This window comes from Cytophaga hutchinsonii ATCC 33406 (assembly GCF_000014145.1).
In the GTDB taxonomy this organism is placed as follows: Bacteria; Bacteroidota; Bacteroidia; order Cytophagales; family Cytophagaceae; genus Cytophaga; species Cytophaga hutchinsonii.
Genome location: NC_008255.1, coordinates 2,321,652 through 2,337,898 on the forward strand (window position 1 = coordinate 2,321,652; position 16,247 = coordinate 2,337,898).

The following is a 16,247-nucleotide window of genomic DNA, read 5'->3' on the forward strand; positions in this document are numbered from 1 at the left end:
ACATCTTCCACGGCGGAGTCAGTAATCAGATTCTTTATTGTGTTCTGTGTTGTGTGTGACACAGAACACAATAAAAGAATGTCTATTTAGTATAATTTATAGGAAGCGTAACAATAAATTCACTTCCCTTACCATATTCGGTATGAAATTTAATGCTTCCCATATGATCTTTAATAATCGATAAAGCAATAGACATTCCTAAGCCCGCACCTTTGCCCGCTTCTTTCGTTGAATAAAATGGTTCAAAAACTTTTGCTTTTACATAGTCTGGCATACCCATACCATTGTCTTTAAAGCTTATATAAACAGTATAATTATCGGCATGCGCCGTAATAATAAGCTGTCCGTTTTCTTTACGTTCCTTATGTTCTTTAATAGAAAAAACAGCATTATTTAAAATGTTCATAAATACCTGGTTCAATTTACCGGGGAAACATTCTATCAGCGGAAGCGGTTCAATGTTTTTGATAAGCTCGATACCGCTTTCTGAAAATTGTGTATTAAGAAGTGTTACACTGGAGTTAATCCCTTCGGTTATGTCTGCACGCTTTAGAATATTTTCATCTGTTCTGGAGAATACGGTTAAGCCCTGTATTATATCGGCCGTCCGCTCTGCTCCATCTTCAATGCCTTTCAGCAAACTTCCGATTTCCTTTTTCAGATAAGCATAATCAATTTCATCTTTAAAAGAATTGATCTCTGTTATTTTATTCTGGAAACTCGATACTGGATCTATATTGTCATATTTCTGTATCAATTCATAAATATCTTCGATGTCTTTTTTTAATGGCTTGACATTAGATACAACAAAATTAATCGGGTTATTTATTTGATGCGCTATACCAGCTGTTAATTGACCGAGAGAAGCCATTTTTTCAGAACTTACAAGTTGCGTTTGCGTTTGTTTCAAATCTGCAATTGTAGCAGACAATTCCTGATTGGTTTCTATTAATTCTTTCGTACGCTCTTCTACTTTTTTTTCTAATAACGCATTCTGATTTTTGATTATTAATTCATTCTGCAATAGGGCATCGAGAACCTTTGCCTGAGATGCTTCTTTTTCTTTTTTTAATATATTTATTCTATCAGCTAAAGCAAATGATAAAAGAATAACTTCTAATGCAGAGCCGGCGGGCATTGTATAATTGGTAAAATTATTTGCAGGTAACAGGTTAATGTCTTTTAACACAGAAATGATTATTCCAATTAACATTGGAGACCATGCTATTAAAAAGAACAGTGCAGGTTTATAGCGCTTTTTCAATATGACAATGCCAACAAGAAGCATATATATACATATCCATGCAGCATTTGTCAGAACTAAAAAATAGCTGATATTGAAATACCCGGTTAAAGATAAAATGGCCGTGAGTATATAAGCAAAAGTAAACAGAAAAGATATTTTATATAATAAAGGAGCATGTTTTTTTATCTGCAAAAAAGGTTTTACAAATTCCAATGCACCGATACTTGCCAGACAGGAAAATAAATACACACTTTGATTTGCCATCAACGGAGATTCAGGCCATAAATACTGGAACGAATACCCCATCAAGGATGCCTGCGCCATGCCAATACCTGTAATATAGACTACATACTTCAGATAAATAGAATCTTTAAGTGTACTATATATAAACAAATTATAAAAAAGCATAACCAGTATGATTCCGCTATATATGCCAAAGATAATATCTTTGGTATGATTAGCCTGCAATATGGATTTTGTTGAACCAAGCATAATCGGCAGTACGATTTGTTCTCCGCTTTTGATAAATAAATAGATATCCTTTATTTCATTTTTTTTTATAGCGATTGAAAAAATATAATTCTGATAATCATACTCTCTATTGCTAAAATTATACTTGTCTCCTGAAGTATGAACGCCCGTTACTTCATTCTTATCCTTATCAACTTCGTATACGCTTATTTCATCTATGAATGGCAGATCGTATTCTAACAGTAATTTATCTGCATCAGATTGATTCTGAATCGTAAACTTCACCCAAAAAGCATTTGGAGAAATTCCTAAATTAGGTGTAGAACTGTTTGCAGCAACAAATTGACCTGTTTTGATTACATCCTGAATGGTGTGTGTATTACCGGGATCTGTGAAAATTTCTGAATAACCTCCTATAGGAATATTACCTGAATGCTGTTGATAGATAATCGTTTTTGAATAAGAGCAGAATGTTAAAAATAATACGAGCACAAAAAAAACATTTTTCTTCATGTATCTTTAATTAATTAAATAATTCATCATGTTGAAACAACGCTTAGGGCCGTCGTTATTTTACATGAAAATAATTATTTAATTCATGCAACCAAACTAAAGCAATAAAAAAATTACGTGTTTGTTTTTTTTAATCAGGAACACCGTTTATATTATTATAATACGTCTGATTACAACATGAGTGTCTATCATTTATTTTCAAATTGAATGCAACATCCTGCCGGTATTATCAGCAGGATGTTGTTTCAGTTAAACGATTGCCTGAATTCCAAGGGAGATTGATTGGTTTTTGTTTTAAATAATTTGCTGAAGGATTGTGAATGTTCAAAACCAAGTTCAAAGGCAATTTCACTGACAGAGCGGTTTGTCGTTGACAATTTTTCTTTCGCTTTCTCTATCAGTTTTTCGTGAATAAGCTGCTGGGTATTTTTTCCGGTTAATGTTCTTAACAGACCGCTCAGATAATTTGGTGAAACATGGAGCTGCTCTGAAATATATTTTACCGTTGGCAAACCTTTGTCAGACAATAAGGTATCATTAAAGCAGTTATTGAGAATCGTTTCCAGCTGCTCTAATATACTGTGATTTGTTTTTTTACGGGTAATGAATTGCCGCTGGTAAAAGCGTTCGGCATAATTGAGCAGCGTTTCTATTTGCGAAATAATAATATTTTGACTGAATGTATCAATGTTTGAATGATATTCCTGTTTTATGTTTTGAATAACATTTGTTACAATGGTTTCTTCTTTATCAGATAAGTGTAATGCTTCATTCACCGAATAATCAAAGTACTCATACTGTTTGATTTTTTTTGCTAACGGCGTGTTCCAAAAAAAGTCGGGGTGAATGAGCAGGATCCACCCCGTTCTTTTTGCTGCTTCATCTGGCGAAGCGGTCACTTTTAAAATTTGCCCGGGTGCTAAAAAAAACATAATACCTTCATCAAAATCATATTGCTGCTGCCCATACATGAGCTTACCAATACCTCTTTTGATCGCGATGGAATAAAATTCAGATACGGTACTATCTGAAGAAAATTTCATTTGCGAATAATCCACCACACTGATTAACGGATGCTCCGGTTTGGGCAAACCTTTGGATTGATGATATTCACTGATAGTTTTGAAACGAACAAGTTTACCCGCTGCCATGCTGTTTTCTTTTAGAGTCCTGCTATAAATTTATATTGCCTGTCCGCCTGAAACCTCTATGCGTTGTGCATTCACCCAGCCTGCATCCTGGGTACATAAGAACGCTACAACCTTTCCTATATCGTCCGGCAAACCAACACGTCCCAAAGCAGTAATGCCTGCAATGTTTGCATTGATTTCCTTGTTGTCGCGTACACGTCCGCCGCCAAAATCTGTTTCAATCGCACCGGGTGCAATCACATTTACTCTGATTTTCCGATCACCTAATTCCTTTGCAAGATAACGGGAGTAGGTTTCAATCGCACTCTTCATAGATGCATACACAGATGACCCCGGCATGGTTATTCTCGACAAGCCGGATGAAATATTTACAATTCCACCGCCATCATGCATGATTGGCAATGCCTTTTGCGTTAAAAAAAATACACCTTTATAATGAATATTAAAGATGTCGATTACCTGCTCTTCAGATGTTTCTGCTGCTAACGAATACAACGCGGTGCCTGCATTGTTGATCAGAAAATCGAAATTGGATCTGCTGTAATTTTCTTTTAAATAGTCCTTAACCTGCATAATAAAAGAATCAAACGTTGCCGTATTACTGGTGTCCAGCTGAAACGCAACCGCCTTCTGCCCCATCAATTCAATGGCTGTTACCACTTCATTGGCGGCTGCCTGGTTTGAATGGTAGGTAAGAATAATATCTATACCTTTCTGAGCCAATGCCAATGCCATATTTTTTCCTAATCCACGGCTCCCGCCGGTAATCAGTGCTATTTTATTATTTGTATCCATCTTATGTATCTGTTAAAATGATTATGCGTTATAGGCTGCCGCAAATTCTTTTGCAAATTCTTCCAGCTTTATCTTACCAAAAGCTGGCTTATTTTTATAGAAATCACGTGCAAGGTTACCCTTATGCATGCTGTCATACATTTCAACAAAACCTTCTGCAAGAATGGTTGGCACACCGAAACCTTTTAAGTTCTGCAGCACTTCTTCATTACTGATCATTTCCCATTTCAGGTCGGGTTTGCCAATGGCCTCGCCTAATACGTTCGCTATTTCATGTCCATTGCGCTCATCACTCGATACATAGCGGACAGTACCTTTACTTGTATCATTGAATATCTCATCGGCAATGGCTGCCGCAATATCAATGGGCGCAACCATCGGAAACGTTTTATCACCGCCATAATTCGCTTTTATCACGCCTTGATGTTTGATCATGCTGATGAAGTTATTCAGGTTGTAATAAAAATACGTTGGACGTACATGTGTAACCTGCACATCTGCTAATTGATTGAAGATGTTTTCAGCATCGTACGCACCCAATAAAATACCTGTTCCGCTATCCAGATCCGCACCAAATGTACTCAGGTGGATGGCGCGTTTTACCTGTGCCTGTTTTATGGCAGAAACATAATTTTTGGCAATGCTGCTATAGAAGAGTCTTCTATCCGGCTCTTTAAAAGCCGCAGGCGGCACCATGCAATATACCACATCGGCACCTGTAAAAGTCTCAGCGAGAAATGCGGCATCTTCCATCGCACCAATAGCAGCCGTTGCTCCCATCTGTTCAATTCCACTGCGTTTTTCAGGATTACTGCTGATTACCGTAACGATATGTCCTTTTTGTAGCAATTCCTCTGTGAGCGGTTTTCCGATATGTCCTAACGAACCTGTAACGACTATTTTCATACTGTTTGTTGTTTTTTGATGATACAAAATTCAAGCAATCTGAACGAAAGATTGTAGCCGAATCTATGTTTGTTGTAGCCAAAAATGGTGTTAGAAAAAAGTATAAACAGGGTGAACTGTTCGTTTTATCAGATTGATTGTATTATGAGCTGTTCGCGATTGAAATCGCAAACCCGGATATTTGAGTTCGCCGGGGCGAATATATTCTCTTGATGCTGGAACGGATTAAAATCCTTATTTATCTGGCTTCGGAACTTAATTCCGAAGCGCTTATATGATTTCTCATCGATGTGTTAAATTCATTTCACATCGATGAATCATAATTCCATAATCACTTATACCACTTCGGAAACTTCGCCGGATTTACTTCGTGCATCATTTCATATACTACATCAATGACATCATCTGAGCTTGGCTTAGAATAATAATCTCCATCGGTAGAGTATGCTGGCCTGTTATCCTGTGCGGCAAGCGTGCGTGGCTCTGAGTCCAGATACTGCCATGCCTTCTGCCCTTCCAGTACCTGCTGCATCATATAAGCCGTTGCACCTGCGGAATAGTCTTCATCGGCAAACAACACACGGTTTGTTTTCTTAATCGATTCAACAATCTGCTGTGTTCTGTCAAACGGCAGCAGCGTTTGTATGTCAATGATCTCACACGAGATCCCTAACTGCTGTAATTCGTTTGCGCCTTCCTGTACAATACGGCACATAGAACCGTATGTAACAATGGTAATATCCGTACCCGGTCTCAATACATCTACAATACCCAACTGCACGGTAAATTCTCCCAGGTTCTCCGGAAGCTTTTCTTTCAAGCGATACGCATTTAATGATTCAATCATGATCGCCGGTTCGTCGCCTTTGATCAGTGTGTTGTACATACCTGCTGCCTGCGTCATGTTCCGCGGTACACATAAGAACATGCCACGGATAGAACCTAAGATCATCTGCATCGGTGAACCCGAGTGGAACATGCCTTCCAGCCGGTGGCCACGTGTACGGATAATCAGCGGTGCTTTCTGTCCGCCGGCTGAACGGTAATGCAGCGATGCCACATCATCCGATAATATTTCAATAGCGAATAATAAATAGTCTAGATACTGGATCTCGGCAATCGGACGCAGGCCACGCATAGCGGTGCCGATGGCTTGTCCAACGATGGTTGCTTCACGGATACCGGTATCGGTAATACGGATCTCTCCGAATTTATCCTGTAACCCGGAGAAGCCCTGGTTTACATCACCGATCTGCCCTACGTCTTCCCCGAAGGCAAGCAGACGTGCATCACGCTTGAACAGTGCTTCGAAGTTGTGCTGCAATAATTCTCTTCCATCGATTAAGGGTGCATCGGCTGAGATAACCGGCGCCACTTCAGGCACCAGTAAGGCAGATTCAACAGACTGGCTGTATAAATGACTATTGAAACGTTGTCTGTTTTCTGTTTCAGTACGTGCCGCCCAATCCTGCAAGTGTTCTTTGGCAGCAGTTGTTTCATTGCGCAGCAAACGCAACGCTTTCTTCACCGCTCTTACCGCATCCGAGCGGTATGGGTTCAAGGTTTTGTGTAAATCAACAGAAAGCTGTTCAAGTTCATCTTTAACAGAACTTGAAGCTGCTGCTTCTTTGATATATTGTACAGCCAGTTCGTGATCGTCCTTCAGGTATTTTACAAAATTATCCCAGGCACGCTGACGCGCAAGTTTTACTTTTTCTACCGATTCTGCTTCGATCTTCAACAGATCATCTTCTGTACACACACCATTCTCCAGAATCCATTCTCTGAACTTCTTGTTGCAATCGTATTCTTCTTCCCAGTCCAGGCGTTCTTTGGTTTTATAACGCTCGTGTGAACCCGATGTAGAATGTCCCATGGGCTGTGTCATTTCACATACGTGCATAAGCACCGGTACATGTTCTTCTCTGCACAAACGGGTAGCTTCTTTATATGCATAGCAAAGCGCTTCATAATCCCAGCCCTTCACTTTCATGATCTCAATACCACGTTCGTTGTGGTCTCTTCTGAAACCTTCAAACATAGAAGAGATGTCTTCTTTGGTTGTCTGATAACGCTGCGGTACAGAGATCGCATAGGCATCATCCCAGATTGAGATCAGCATGGGTATCTGCAATACACCTGCGGCATTGATCGCTTCAAAAAATACCCCTTCTGCCATGGCGCCGTTTCCGATCGTACCAAATGCAACTTCATTCCCATTATGGCTGAAGTTGGTCATTGACTGCAATTCAGGATTGTTGCGAAACAGCTTGGAAGCCCAGGCTAAACCTACCAGACGGGGCATTTGCGCTCCTGTTGGAGAAATATCGGGTGTCGATACTTTTATTTTTGTGAGGTCTTTAAAACGACCCTGTTCATCTAAATTTCGTGTTGAATAATGACCGATCATCATACGTCCGCCGGAATGCGGATCGTGATTGACATCTGCATGACCGTATAACTGAGCAAAATACTGTTCAATACTCAGCTCACCCGTAGCCATGACAAACGTCTGATCCCGGTAATAACCTGAACGGAAATCGCCTTCTTTGAAGAACTTTGCCATGCAGATCTGCGCCAGTTCTTTCCCTGTTCCAAAAATACCAAACTTGGCTTTACCCATAAAAACCTCCTTACGGGCAAGAATGCTCGTTTGTCTGCTTTCACAGGCCAGTCTGTAATCTTGCAGAATCTCTTCCTTGGTCAAAGAAAACTCTCCGGTCATTTCACTTGTATTCAAAATATTCTCTGTTAGGATTAGTCAAACCTTGCAAAACTATGCAATTAAATGCGCTATTCAAATGTTTACATACTTGTACGTAAATTCTATTTTTTTGGTATAATTTATGTAACTTTGATAACCGTACCCCTGATTAGTATAATTCTAATAAAAAATAATAAGCTATGTTTAAGAAAATAAGCGTTTTAATGGTTCTTGCTGCAAGCACATTAAGTGTTTCAATGGCTCAGGTTTCCAATGATTTCAACTTTCCGGTTGATAAATTTGATTTTGGTGTAATAACTGAAGGTGAAAAAGCCAGACACACATTTGAATTTTTCAACACAGGAAAAGATACCATCTTATTGAAATCTGAAAATGTACGTGCTTCCTGCGGTTGCACAACTCCTTCATTTTCAACGGAAGCAATTTTACCGGGTCAGAAAGGTGTCATCACAGCCGAATTTAATTCTCAAGGCAGACCAGGTACGTTCCAGAAAACAGTTACCGTATACTACAAAGAACAGGTAGCTAAAATGCTTAATATCAAAGGTATTGTAGAACCTGCTACACCGGAAGTTGCACATTCAGAAGCAGAATTGAAAAAAGCAGCTAAAATTTCTGTTGACAAACATCAGGTTAATCTTGGTAAAGTTGAAAGAGGTCAGCAAAGCAGCTATTCGCTGAAAGTAACAAATCCGGGTAAAGATACCTTGTTTGTTACTAAAGCACAGGCAGCTTGCAGCTGTATTACATACAAACTGATCAAAGAAAAATCTACCGAAGAAGTAAATTATATTTTACCGGGTAAATCTGCTACCATGAAACTTGTATACAGCCCCTCTGCAGACGGTTACAACAGAGATATCCTTACGTTGTATACCAACGATATTACAACACCACGTACAGCTATTGTAGTAGAAGCTGAAGTTGTTGAATCGTTACAGCAAAAAAGTATTCTTCAGGAAGGCAGCGGCGGCGCTCCATTCTCCAAATAATTTTCATTCAAAAGCAATACTAAAGCCAGCGGGAAATCGCTGGCTTTTTTTATGCACTGTTTTTTAGTACTGCTATTTTTATTTTCTGGTAAAACAAAAAATGAACGGATACAGTATATAGTACTGAAAGGATACGTGTGGTATCCTTTCAAATAATACTTGTGTGTGGTACATTAAAATTAAAATCTGATCGGCTGCGGCAATGAAATTATTGTTTCTTTGATCAAAGGTTTGCAGGTATCATTCATGCTATATACCATAAAAAAACAGGAGCTCTTTAACCGGGTTCTTTTAAAATAAGAAAATTATGATCATAGGCGTACCAAAGGAAATTAAGAACAGAGAGTTCAGGGTTTCTCTGACACCATCGGGTGTGGCAGAATTAGTTTCCCGAAAACATCAGGTGCTTGTACAAAAAGATGCCGGCCTTGGTTCAGGTTTCAGTAACGAACAGTATACACATGCCGGGGCAACAGTCTTTGAGCACGCTGCCGATGTGTATGCAAAAGCTGATCTCATCATAAAAGTCAAAGAGCCGCTCGCTTCTGAATATGCGCTTATAAAAGAAGGACAGATCGTATTTACGTATTTCCACTTTGCATCTTCAGAAGAACTTACCCATGCAATGATCGAGCGCAAAGCCATCTGCATTGCCTATGAAACCATTCAGAAAGCAGATCAGTCTTTACCAATATTGACACCCATGTCAGAAGTAGCCGGGCGGATGTCGATTCAGATAGCGGCACATTATCTTGAAAAAGGCAATGGGGGAAGCGGAAAATTAATGGGCGGTGTACCCGGTGTAAAACCCGCGCGCGTGCTCATTTTAGGTGGCGGTGTAGTTGGCACACAGGCTGCAAAGATGGCCGCTGGCTTAGGCGCCGAAGTGATTTTAATGGATATCAATTTAACACGTCTCCGTTACCTGACAGACGTACTGCCAGCAAACGTTACCTGTCTCTACCCGACCAAAACATTAATCGAAGAATACTTACCGCACACGGATGTACTGGTTGGTGCCGTTTTAATTCCCGGAGGCAAAGCTCCTGTTCTGGCCTCCAGAGAAATGGTTGAGACCATGCCTGGAGGTTCAGTGGTGATAGATGTTGCTGTTGACCAGGGCGGCTGTATTGAAACCTGCAAGCCAACCTCACACGAACATCCCATCTTTCTGGTGAACGATATCATTCATTATTGTGTACCCAATATTCCCGGAGCTGTACCGGTTACCTCAACCAATGCGCTTACCAATGCCAGTCTGCCCTACCTGCTTCAGCTCGCTGATAAAGGCTGGAAAGATGCGTGCAGACAATCTGCTGAAATAGAGAAAGGACTGTCAATCGCAGCAGGTAAAGTAACGGATGCTATGCTGGCTAAAACATTTCAGCTATCTTTGCATAACATAAAAGATCTGCTGAATTAATGGTTGTAGCGCTATATCGTTTTCTTTTTACCCGCTTTCTTTTCTTGATGTTTCTCTTCAGTCTTTGCAGACTGTTGTTTTTTCTGTTTTATGCAGATCAATATGAAGCGTGTACAACAGGCGAAATACTGCATGCCTTTGTATTGGGGTTACGTTTTGATATTTCCATCCTGCTTGCATTTAATGTTGTATTGGTGCTGCCTCTGGCATTGGGCCGTTTCTTTGACATTCCAAAAATTTTATTCTTCCTCGGAAAAATTCTTTTTGTTCTTGTTAACGGCATACTGATCTGTATCAACCTGATAGATCTGGAATATTTTTCATTTACAGGAAAACGTACCGGTATTGAGATACTGGGAATAAAAGATGACATCGAAAACCAATTCAGCCAACTGCTTACCAATTACTGGCACATAAGCTTACTGGGCTTTATGCTTTTCTTGTGGCTGCTGCTGCGTACACTCAGATTAGCATACAAGCCGGTACTGTCGGCACGGCCCAAAATATATTTTACGATTGGTTATGCGTTATTTATCTGCATCGCTGTGTTGGGCATACGTGGCGGACTACAGTTAAAGCCCTTACGTCCGAACATTGCCTTTTCAATCGAACCAAGCAAACTTGGAAATGTTGTATTGAATACGCCCTTCAACATATTTATGACCATAGGCATTGCACCTATTGAACCTGTAAAGTACTTTAATGACCCAACGGAAGTCTCTTCGATTTTATCTGAATGGAACGCGCAGCAAAAAAACACACTGCCCAATCATACAACGCCGCAGAATGTTGTGATTATTATTTTGGAAAGTTTTTCTTCCGAGTATATGGGAATCAACAATCCTTATGCCGGTTACACGCCTTTTTTAGATTCACTCGCTAAAACCAATTTATATTTCCCGCATAATTTTGCAAATGGAAAAGTCAGCATGGTGGCTGCACCTTCTATCCTTGCTTCTATTCCGGGCTTAATGGAAGAGCCTTATATTACTTCGTTGTATCAGACGAATACGCTTATTGGTTTAGGTGCTCCGCTGCAGGATAAGGGATACCACACTTCTTTCTTTCACGCGGCACAAAACGGTTCCATGGGCTTTGATGCCTTTACAAAAAATGCAGACTTCGCGCATTATTATGGTTTAAACGAATACAAAGGAAACAAAGAAGATTATGACGGTAACTGGGGCATTTATGACGAACCATACCTTCAGTACTTTAAGAACATGTTAAATACCTTCCCCGAACCTTTTATTTCAACGGTATTTACAATCAGTTCCCACCAGCCGTATTCCCTGCCTGAAGCATTTAAAAATACCTTTCCCAAAGGTTCACTGGAAATATATCCATCAATCGGCTATACAGATTATGCGCTACGTACGTTCTTTGAACAGGCTAAAAAAGAAAAGTGGTATGCAAATACCTTGTTTGTGATCACCGCGGACCACACACAGATGCATGATAAAAAATCCTATATGAATACACGCGGCGATTATGCTATTCCATTAATATTTTTTCATCCGAATGAAAAACTTCATGCAGATACTTCACTGGTAGCCAGTCAGATTGATATCATGCCAAGCATCCTCGATTATTTACATGTCCCGAATCCGAACGCGGCATTGCTGGGCCAATCTGTATTTGGAAAACAGATCGGCCATGATTACGCCGTGAATTTTTCAAATAACACGTACCGGGTATTTCTAAAAGAAAATTATATTGAAGGAAGTGCGGATAAATCTTTTGTGATCAAAGATTACAACGACAGATCGCTGCGTGCTGCAAATGAAAAGGAGAAAAAATTTATTGAAGCGATCATTCAATATTATACAAACGGCATGATCAACAATACCTATTATAACTGGCCGGTTACAAAAGCACCTATTTAAATATCGGGTACGCCGGTAATTCTTTTCTTTTCACAAATTCAATCTCATCTCCTTCCATAACACGCTGAAAAGCATAATGCTGCAAGCCGTTGGTAATAACCAGCCATTCTGCTTCAATGGTTTTATTGTATGCTGCAATCTGCTTCAGCGTATACTCACTCAGCGCAATTGAAAACGATTTACATTCGACCAGCATAAATACGGTGCTGTGGCGGCTGTATACTTTTATGTCACTGCGCTTCTGCAAGGTATTGTATTGTAAACCTGTTTCTACTTTAAAAAGTGTTTTCGGGTATTTGCAGGTGTGAATCAGGTAATGAATAAAATGCTGCCGTACCCATTCTTCCGGCGTAAGTACGATATTTTTTTTACGGATAATATCATATACACATATCTCCCCTTTTTCCCGGGTAAGCTTTAAATCAGCTGCTGGTAAATTTAAATCCGGATACATGATATACTATTGTGGTGTAATTTACGTACATAAAAATAGAAAATTCAGTTATTACTTTTAATATTGTTGTATGAAAACGAAAGAGGAAATTGTAAAGAACTGGCTGCCACGTTATACAGGAACAGAAATAAAAGAATTTGGAGAATATATCTTAATCGTAAATTTTCATAATTACTTAGAAATGTTCGCCAAGCAGTTTGGCGCAGAAATAAAAGGGATTGGCAAACCGATGCAGACCTGTACAGCCAACAACATTACCATAGTGAATTTTGGTATGGGAAGTGCGATGGCTGCCACGTGTATGGATATCCTTTCTGCCATTGAACCGAAGGCAGTTTTATTTTTAGGGAAGTGCGGCGGTTTAAAGAAAACAAAAGTGGGCGATTTAATTCTGCCCATTGCAGCGATACGTGGCGAAGGTACCAGCGATGATTACCTGCCAAAGGAAATACCGGCATTGCCATCTTTCCGCTTGCAGCAGGCGGTATCTTCCATCATTCGCAGACACGAACGCGACTACTGGACAGGAACGGTTTATACAACCAACCGCAGAGTATGGGAACATGATGATGCCTTCAAAACGTACCTGAAAAAAATACGCACGATGGCAATTGATATGGAAACAGCAACGATTTTTGTTGTTGGTTTTGCCAATAGTATTCCGCATGGGGCATTGTTACTGGTTTCAGACAACCCGATGGTACCGGATGGTGTTAAAACAGCAGAAAGCGATTCAGCCGTAACAAAACATTTTGTTGAAGAACATCTGCAGATCGGTATTGAATCGTTGCAGGAATTAGCTTCCAGCGGTGATTCGGTAAAGCACTTGATATTCGAGTAGTGCCCGTGCGGCAAGAATAAAAGGATTGCAGGAATACAGGATTTTAAACGACTCAAATAACATACAATGAAAGATTTCGAAAACAAATAATCCTGCAATCCTTTATTCGCCGCGGCGAAGTGTTTGTTTTTTTGTATGGGATCGATCAACCATCCTCTTATTATACACACGCCTGAAACGCATAATCCTGTAGTTCCTGAAATCCTACAATCTTTTCTCGCCGGCAAAGAATCGTTTGATCACCTTTGTATACCGTTTGTCGGTAGGATAACTTCTGTGGGAGGTCATGTTGTTAAAGATCAATGCTACAACAAGCATAATGAAACAACCTGTTAATACCGGACTTAACACATACCAATAGCCAAGATGTTTTATTTTTTCAGAACCGATTACAGCAATTAATGCCGTAGCGCCGCCTGGAGGATGCAGCGTTTTTGTGATCTGCATGAGCACAATGGAAAATGAAACAGCAAAGGGAGCGGAAATCCAAAGCATATCCGGAAATAATTTATACGCCGTTACACCAACAACAGCTGAAATAACATGCCCCCCGATTAAATTACGCGGCTGCGATAACGGGCTTTGAATGGCTCCGAATACAAGTACACTGGTTGCACCAAAAGAACCAATCAAAAATACATTTTCAATATCTGTAACAATTTTACTCTGCAAAAAACCAATCAATCCGATCCCGACAAATGCTCCAATAAATGACCAGAAATTTTCTTTGTAATCGACTAAGGTTTCTTTATAAAGAACATACCTTGAAAGGCGCATACCTCTATGTAGTTTTTTTCTGATCATTCTTTTATTCGGTTAGCATACAACAGGCATTCTACGTCTCTGTCCTGTCACTAAACAGAAGCCCGTTCAGACATATAGGTACGACAATAAATGATTGTATGAATCCGTATTATTACTTAAAAATCCCCCTCAATAATGCGTTGTATATGAGTTATCTTTTTTATCCGCATAAGGATGCAATTACCATATTATTAATGAAGTACATCAGAAAAACGATTGAAATTAATCCGGTAACTCCAATCAGAACATACTTATTCAGATTCAGTTTAGACGCTCCGAAAGCAACCAGGATCAAAACCAATGAACTTACCTGTGTTAGGTATTTAATTGAAACATGGAATAAAATAAGCGGAACAAGGTGCAATAGCAGCAGCAAAAGTACCACACGTATTGCAACGGTTTCTTCTTTTGTTAATGTAAGAAAAAGCGCACCGATAAACATATACAGAAAGACCGGTATAAACAGTGGATGTCCTGAAAAATCAAGCATTTCTTTCATATTGAAAAAAATATTTGACACAAACTGTTTCGGATTTTTAATAACGGCTTTAAAAACAGAATAGTTATTCTCTTCCGGTGTACCTATAAATGGTGTTGATGCTTTAATGGCTTTATCATCATCTACGACATCAAAATACCTGATTGAATACGTATGTATGAATGTAAGATAGCTGTATTTGCTATCGCTGAACACGTTTGCTGTTGCTTTATTTTTACTGTTGTGATACACAAATTGTTTGTGTGCGAAGCAAAACAAACAGATAAAAGCAACATACAGTATTGCATTACGGATCAATATTTTTTTGTTTTCTGTATAGTTCGAAATCTGATACATCCCGAATAACATAAAAAAAGGAACCAGTATAATCAGTGTTTCAGGTCGGATATAAATACTTAAAACGGACCCTGCACATACCCATAAAAGCCTTTTGTAAGAAGGGTTTTCATAGTATTTTAATAGGAAGTAAATAGCAGACAGATCAAGTGCCGTACCTAAAATAACACTGTGAGCAAAACCAGAAATAGCTACCGTAAGGTTGGGTAAAAATATGGCAAACAGTAAGGCGTATGCACCCGTTTTTTCTCCGAAAAAATGTTTGGCGATCAGATATATCATCACGCTGGTTAGCGTTGAACCCAGTATAAATATAAGAGCTGAAGCTGTAAATAAACTTCCTGTCAATAGTGTTAATACATAAACAACGATTGCATATAAAGAAGACAGATAAAGAATTTCAGCAGTTCCTTTAAAAATCTGTTCACCCTGAAAAAGATACGAAGGTTCCATACAGGGTGTTTTTCCGATCAAAAAAATGGTTATGATCCGGACCAGCAAAGACAATAGAATCAATTGTGCAACTTTATTATTGACAATTGAATGCATGTTAATTTTCATACTATATATAAATCTGCAAACTGTTGATTGATTTTTATCTGATGTATTCGATAAATTATCCTATGATCGTACGCAGATCTGCCGCAGAATACTTGATTGATTTCAATGTTTTATTATCTTCTGTTCTGTAGACAAGGTAATGGTTTCCGCTTTTAACATGATAGCATGGCTGCCCTTTCGCTTCGTAATGCGCAATGGTATCATTGGCTTCCTGCTCCGTAGCACAGGTCTTACTCATATTGGAACGCTGCACTTCATCAAACAGGTCTTTAAACTTTTCGCCAAGTCCAAACTCAAGCACTGCTCCGGCTAACACATATTGCAGATCACACAATGCATCTGCTGCCTCTACAATATCATTCTGTGCGATAGCTTCCTCCAGCTCTTTCAATTCTTCAGCCAGCAAGGCAACCCGCAGTTTTGCACGCTCTATGGCAGGAATGGCTGGTGTATCGAGTATCGGATGTTTGAACGTGCGGTGAAATTCCGCAACCTGATTGAGTGGGTCGATGGGAAGCATAGGAAGTATAGAGTACGGAGTACAAAGTACTTAGTACATAGTTTTATTTAGTTTATTTTTTACCTTTTAGTAAGTTTTAATTAATTTGATTCAAAAAAATACTTCGTACTTAATACTCTGTACT

Annotated in this window: 13 protein-coding genes; 4 read left to right on the plus strand and 9 right to left on the minus strand. The window is 39.3% G+C overall.

Going from position 1 to position 16,247, the window contains the following annotated elements; genetic code table 11:
* Positions 1 to 82: 82 nt before the first annotated feature.
* The 5 genes from CHU_RS09725 to CHU_RS09745 form a co-directional block, all read right to left on the minus strand.
* Positions 83 to 2,230, minus strand: a complete 2,148-nt coding sequence (locus CHU_RS09725; protein WP_011585371.1) for a sensor histidine kinase — start codon at positions 2,228 to 2,230, stop codon at positions 83 to 85.
* A gap of 245 nt (positions 2,231 to 2,475) precedes the next feature.
* Positions 2,476 to 3,381, minus strand: a complete 906-nt coding sequence (locus tag CHU_RS09730; protein WP_011585372.1) for a helix-turn-helix domain-containing protein — start codon at positions 3,379 to 3,381, stop codon at positions 2,476 to 2,478.
* A 30-nt stretch (positions 3,382 to 3,411) separates the two neighbouring features.
* Positions 3,412 to 4,176 (minus strand): SDR family oxidoreductase, encoded by a 765-nt coding sequence (locus tag CHU_RS09735; RefSeq protein ID WP_011585373.1) that lies wholly within the window; start codon positions 4,174 to 4,176, stop codon positions 3,412 to 3,414.
* A 21-nt stretch (positions 4,177 to 4,197) separates the two neighbouring features.
* Complete coding sequence (locus CHU_RS09740; protein ID WP_011585374.1) at positions 4,198 to 5,082, minus strand: NAD(P)H-binding protein; 885 nt, start codon at positions 5,080 to 5,082, stop codon at positions 4,198 to 4,200.
* 331 nt (positions 5,083 to 5,413) lie between these two features.
* Positions 5,414 to 7,822 (minus strand): alpha-ketoacid dehydrogenase subunit alpha/beta, encoded by a 2,409-nt coding sequence (locus CHU_RS09745; RefSeq protein ID WP_011585375.1) that lies wholly within the window; start codon positions 7,820 to 7,822, stop codon positions 5,414 to 5,416.
* A gap of 164 nt (positions 7,823 to 7,986) precedes the next feature.
* On the opposite strand from CHU_RS09745, the gene CHU_RS09750 reads away from it, so the two are divergent.
* The 3 genes from CHU_RS09750 to CHU_RS09760 all read left to right on the plus strand — a co-directional run bounded on the left by CHU_RS09750 (position 7,987) and on the right by CHU_RS09760 (position 12,108).
* Complete coding sequence (locus tag CHU_RS09750) at positions 7,987 to 8,799, plus strand: DUF1573 domain-containing protein (RefSeq protein ID WP_011585376.1); 813 nt, start codon at positions 7,987 to 7,989, stop codon at positions 8,797 to 8,799.
* A gap of 307 nt (positions 8,800 to 9,106) precedes the next feature.
* On the plus strand, positions 9,107 to 10,222 hold the full coding sequence (gene ald, locus CHU_RS09755) for an alanine dehydrogenase (protein ID WP_011585378.1): 1,116 nt from the start codon (positions 9,107 to 9,109) through the stop codon (positions 10,220 to 10,222).
* 47 nt (positions 10,223 to 10,269) lie between these two features.
* Positions 10,270 to 12,108, plus strand: coding sequence for an LTA synthase family protein (locus CHU_RS09760; protein WP_238379251.1), 1,839 nt, complete (start codon positions 10,270 to 10,272; stop codon positions 12,106 to 12,108).
* Here CHU_RS09760 and CHU_RS09765 read toward each other — a convergent pair.
* Positions 12,101 to 12,562: a type I restriction enzyme HsdR N-terminal domain-containing protein gene (locus CHU_RS09765; RefSeq protein ID WP_011585380.1), complete on the minus strand. Its 462-nt coding sequence runs from the start codon at positions 12,560 to 12,562 to the stop codon at positions 12,101 to 12,103. The two genes, CHU_RS09760 and CHU_RS09765, sit on opposite strands and share 8 nt — an antisense overlap.
* 70 nt (positions 12,563 to 12,632) lie before the next feature.
* On the opposite strand from CHU_RS09765, the gene CHU_RS09770 reads away from it, so the two are divergent.
* Positions 12,633 to 13,403, plus strand: a complete 771-nt coding sequence (locus CHU_RS09770; protein WP_011585381.1) for an AMP nucleosidase — start codon at positions 12,633 to 12,635, stop codon at positions 13,401 to 13,403.
* Between the two features lie 204 nt (positions 13,404 to 13,607).
* On the opposite strand, the gene CHU_RS09775 is transcribed toward CHU_RS09770, so the two are convergent.
* The 3 genes from CHU_RS09775 to CHU_RS09785 all read right to left on the minus strand — a co-directional run bounded on the left by CHU_RS09775 (position 13,608) and on the right by CHU_RS09785 (position 16,123).
* Positions 13,608 to 14,207 (minus strand): HPP family protein, encoded by a 600-nt coding sequence (locus CHU_RS09775; RefSeq protein WP_011585382.1) that lies wholly within the window; start codon positions 14,205 to 14,207, stop codon positions 13,608 to 13,610.
* 160 nt (positions 14,208 to 14,367) lie between these two features.
* Complete coding sequence (locus CHU_RS09780; protein ID WP_011585383.1) at positions 14,368 to 15,603, minus strand: ArnT family glycosyltransferase; 1,236 nt, start codon at positions 15,601 to 15,603, stop codon at positions 14,368 to 14,370.
* A 55-nt stretch (positions 15,604 to 15,658) separates the two neighbouring features.
* Entirely contained in the window at positions 15,659 to 16,123 is a 465-nt protein-coding gene (locus CHU_RS09785) for a nucleoside triphosphate pyrophosphohydrolase family protein (protein ID WP_011585384.1), read from the minus strand.
* Positions 16,124 to 16,247 lie beyond the last annotated feature (124 nt).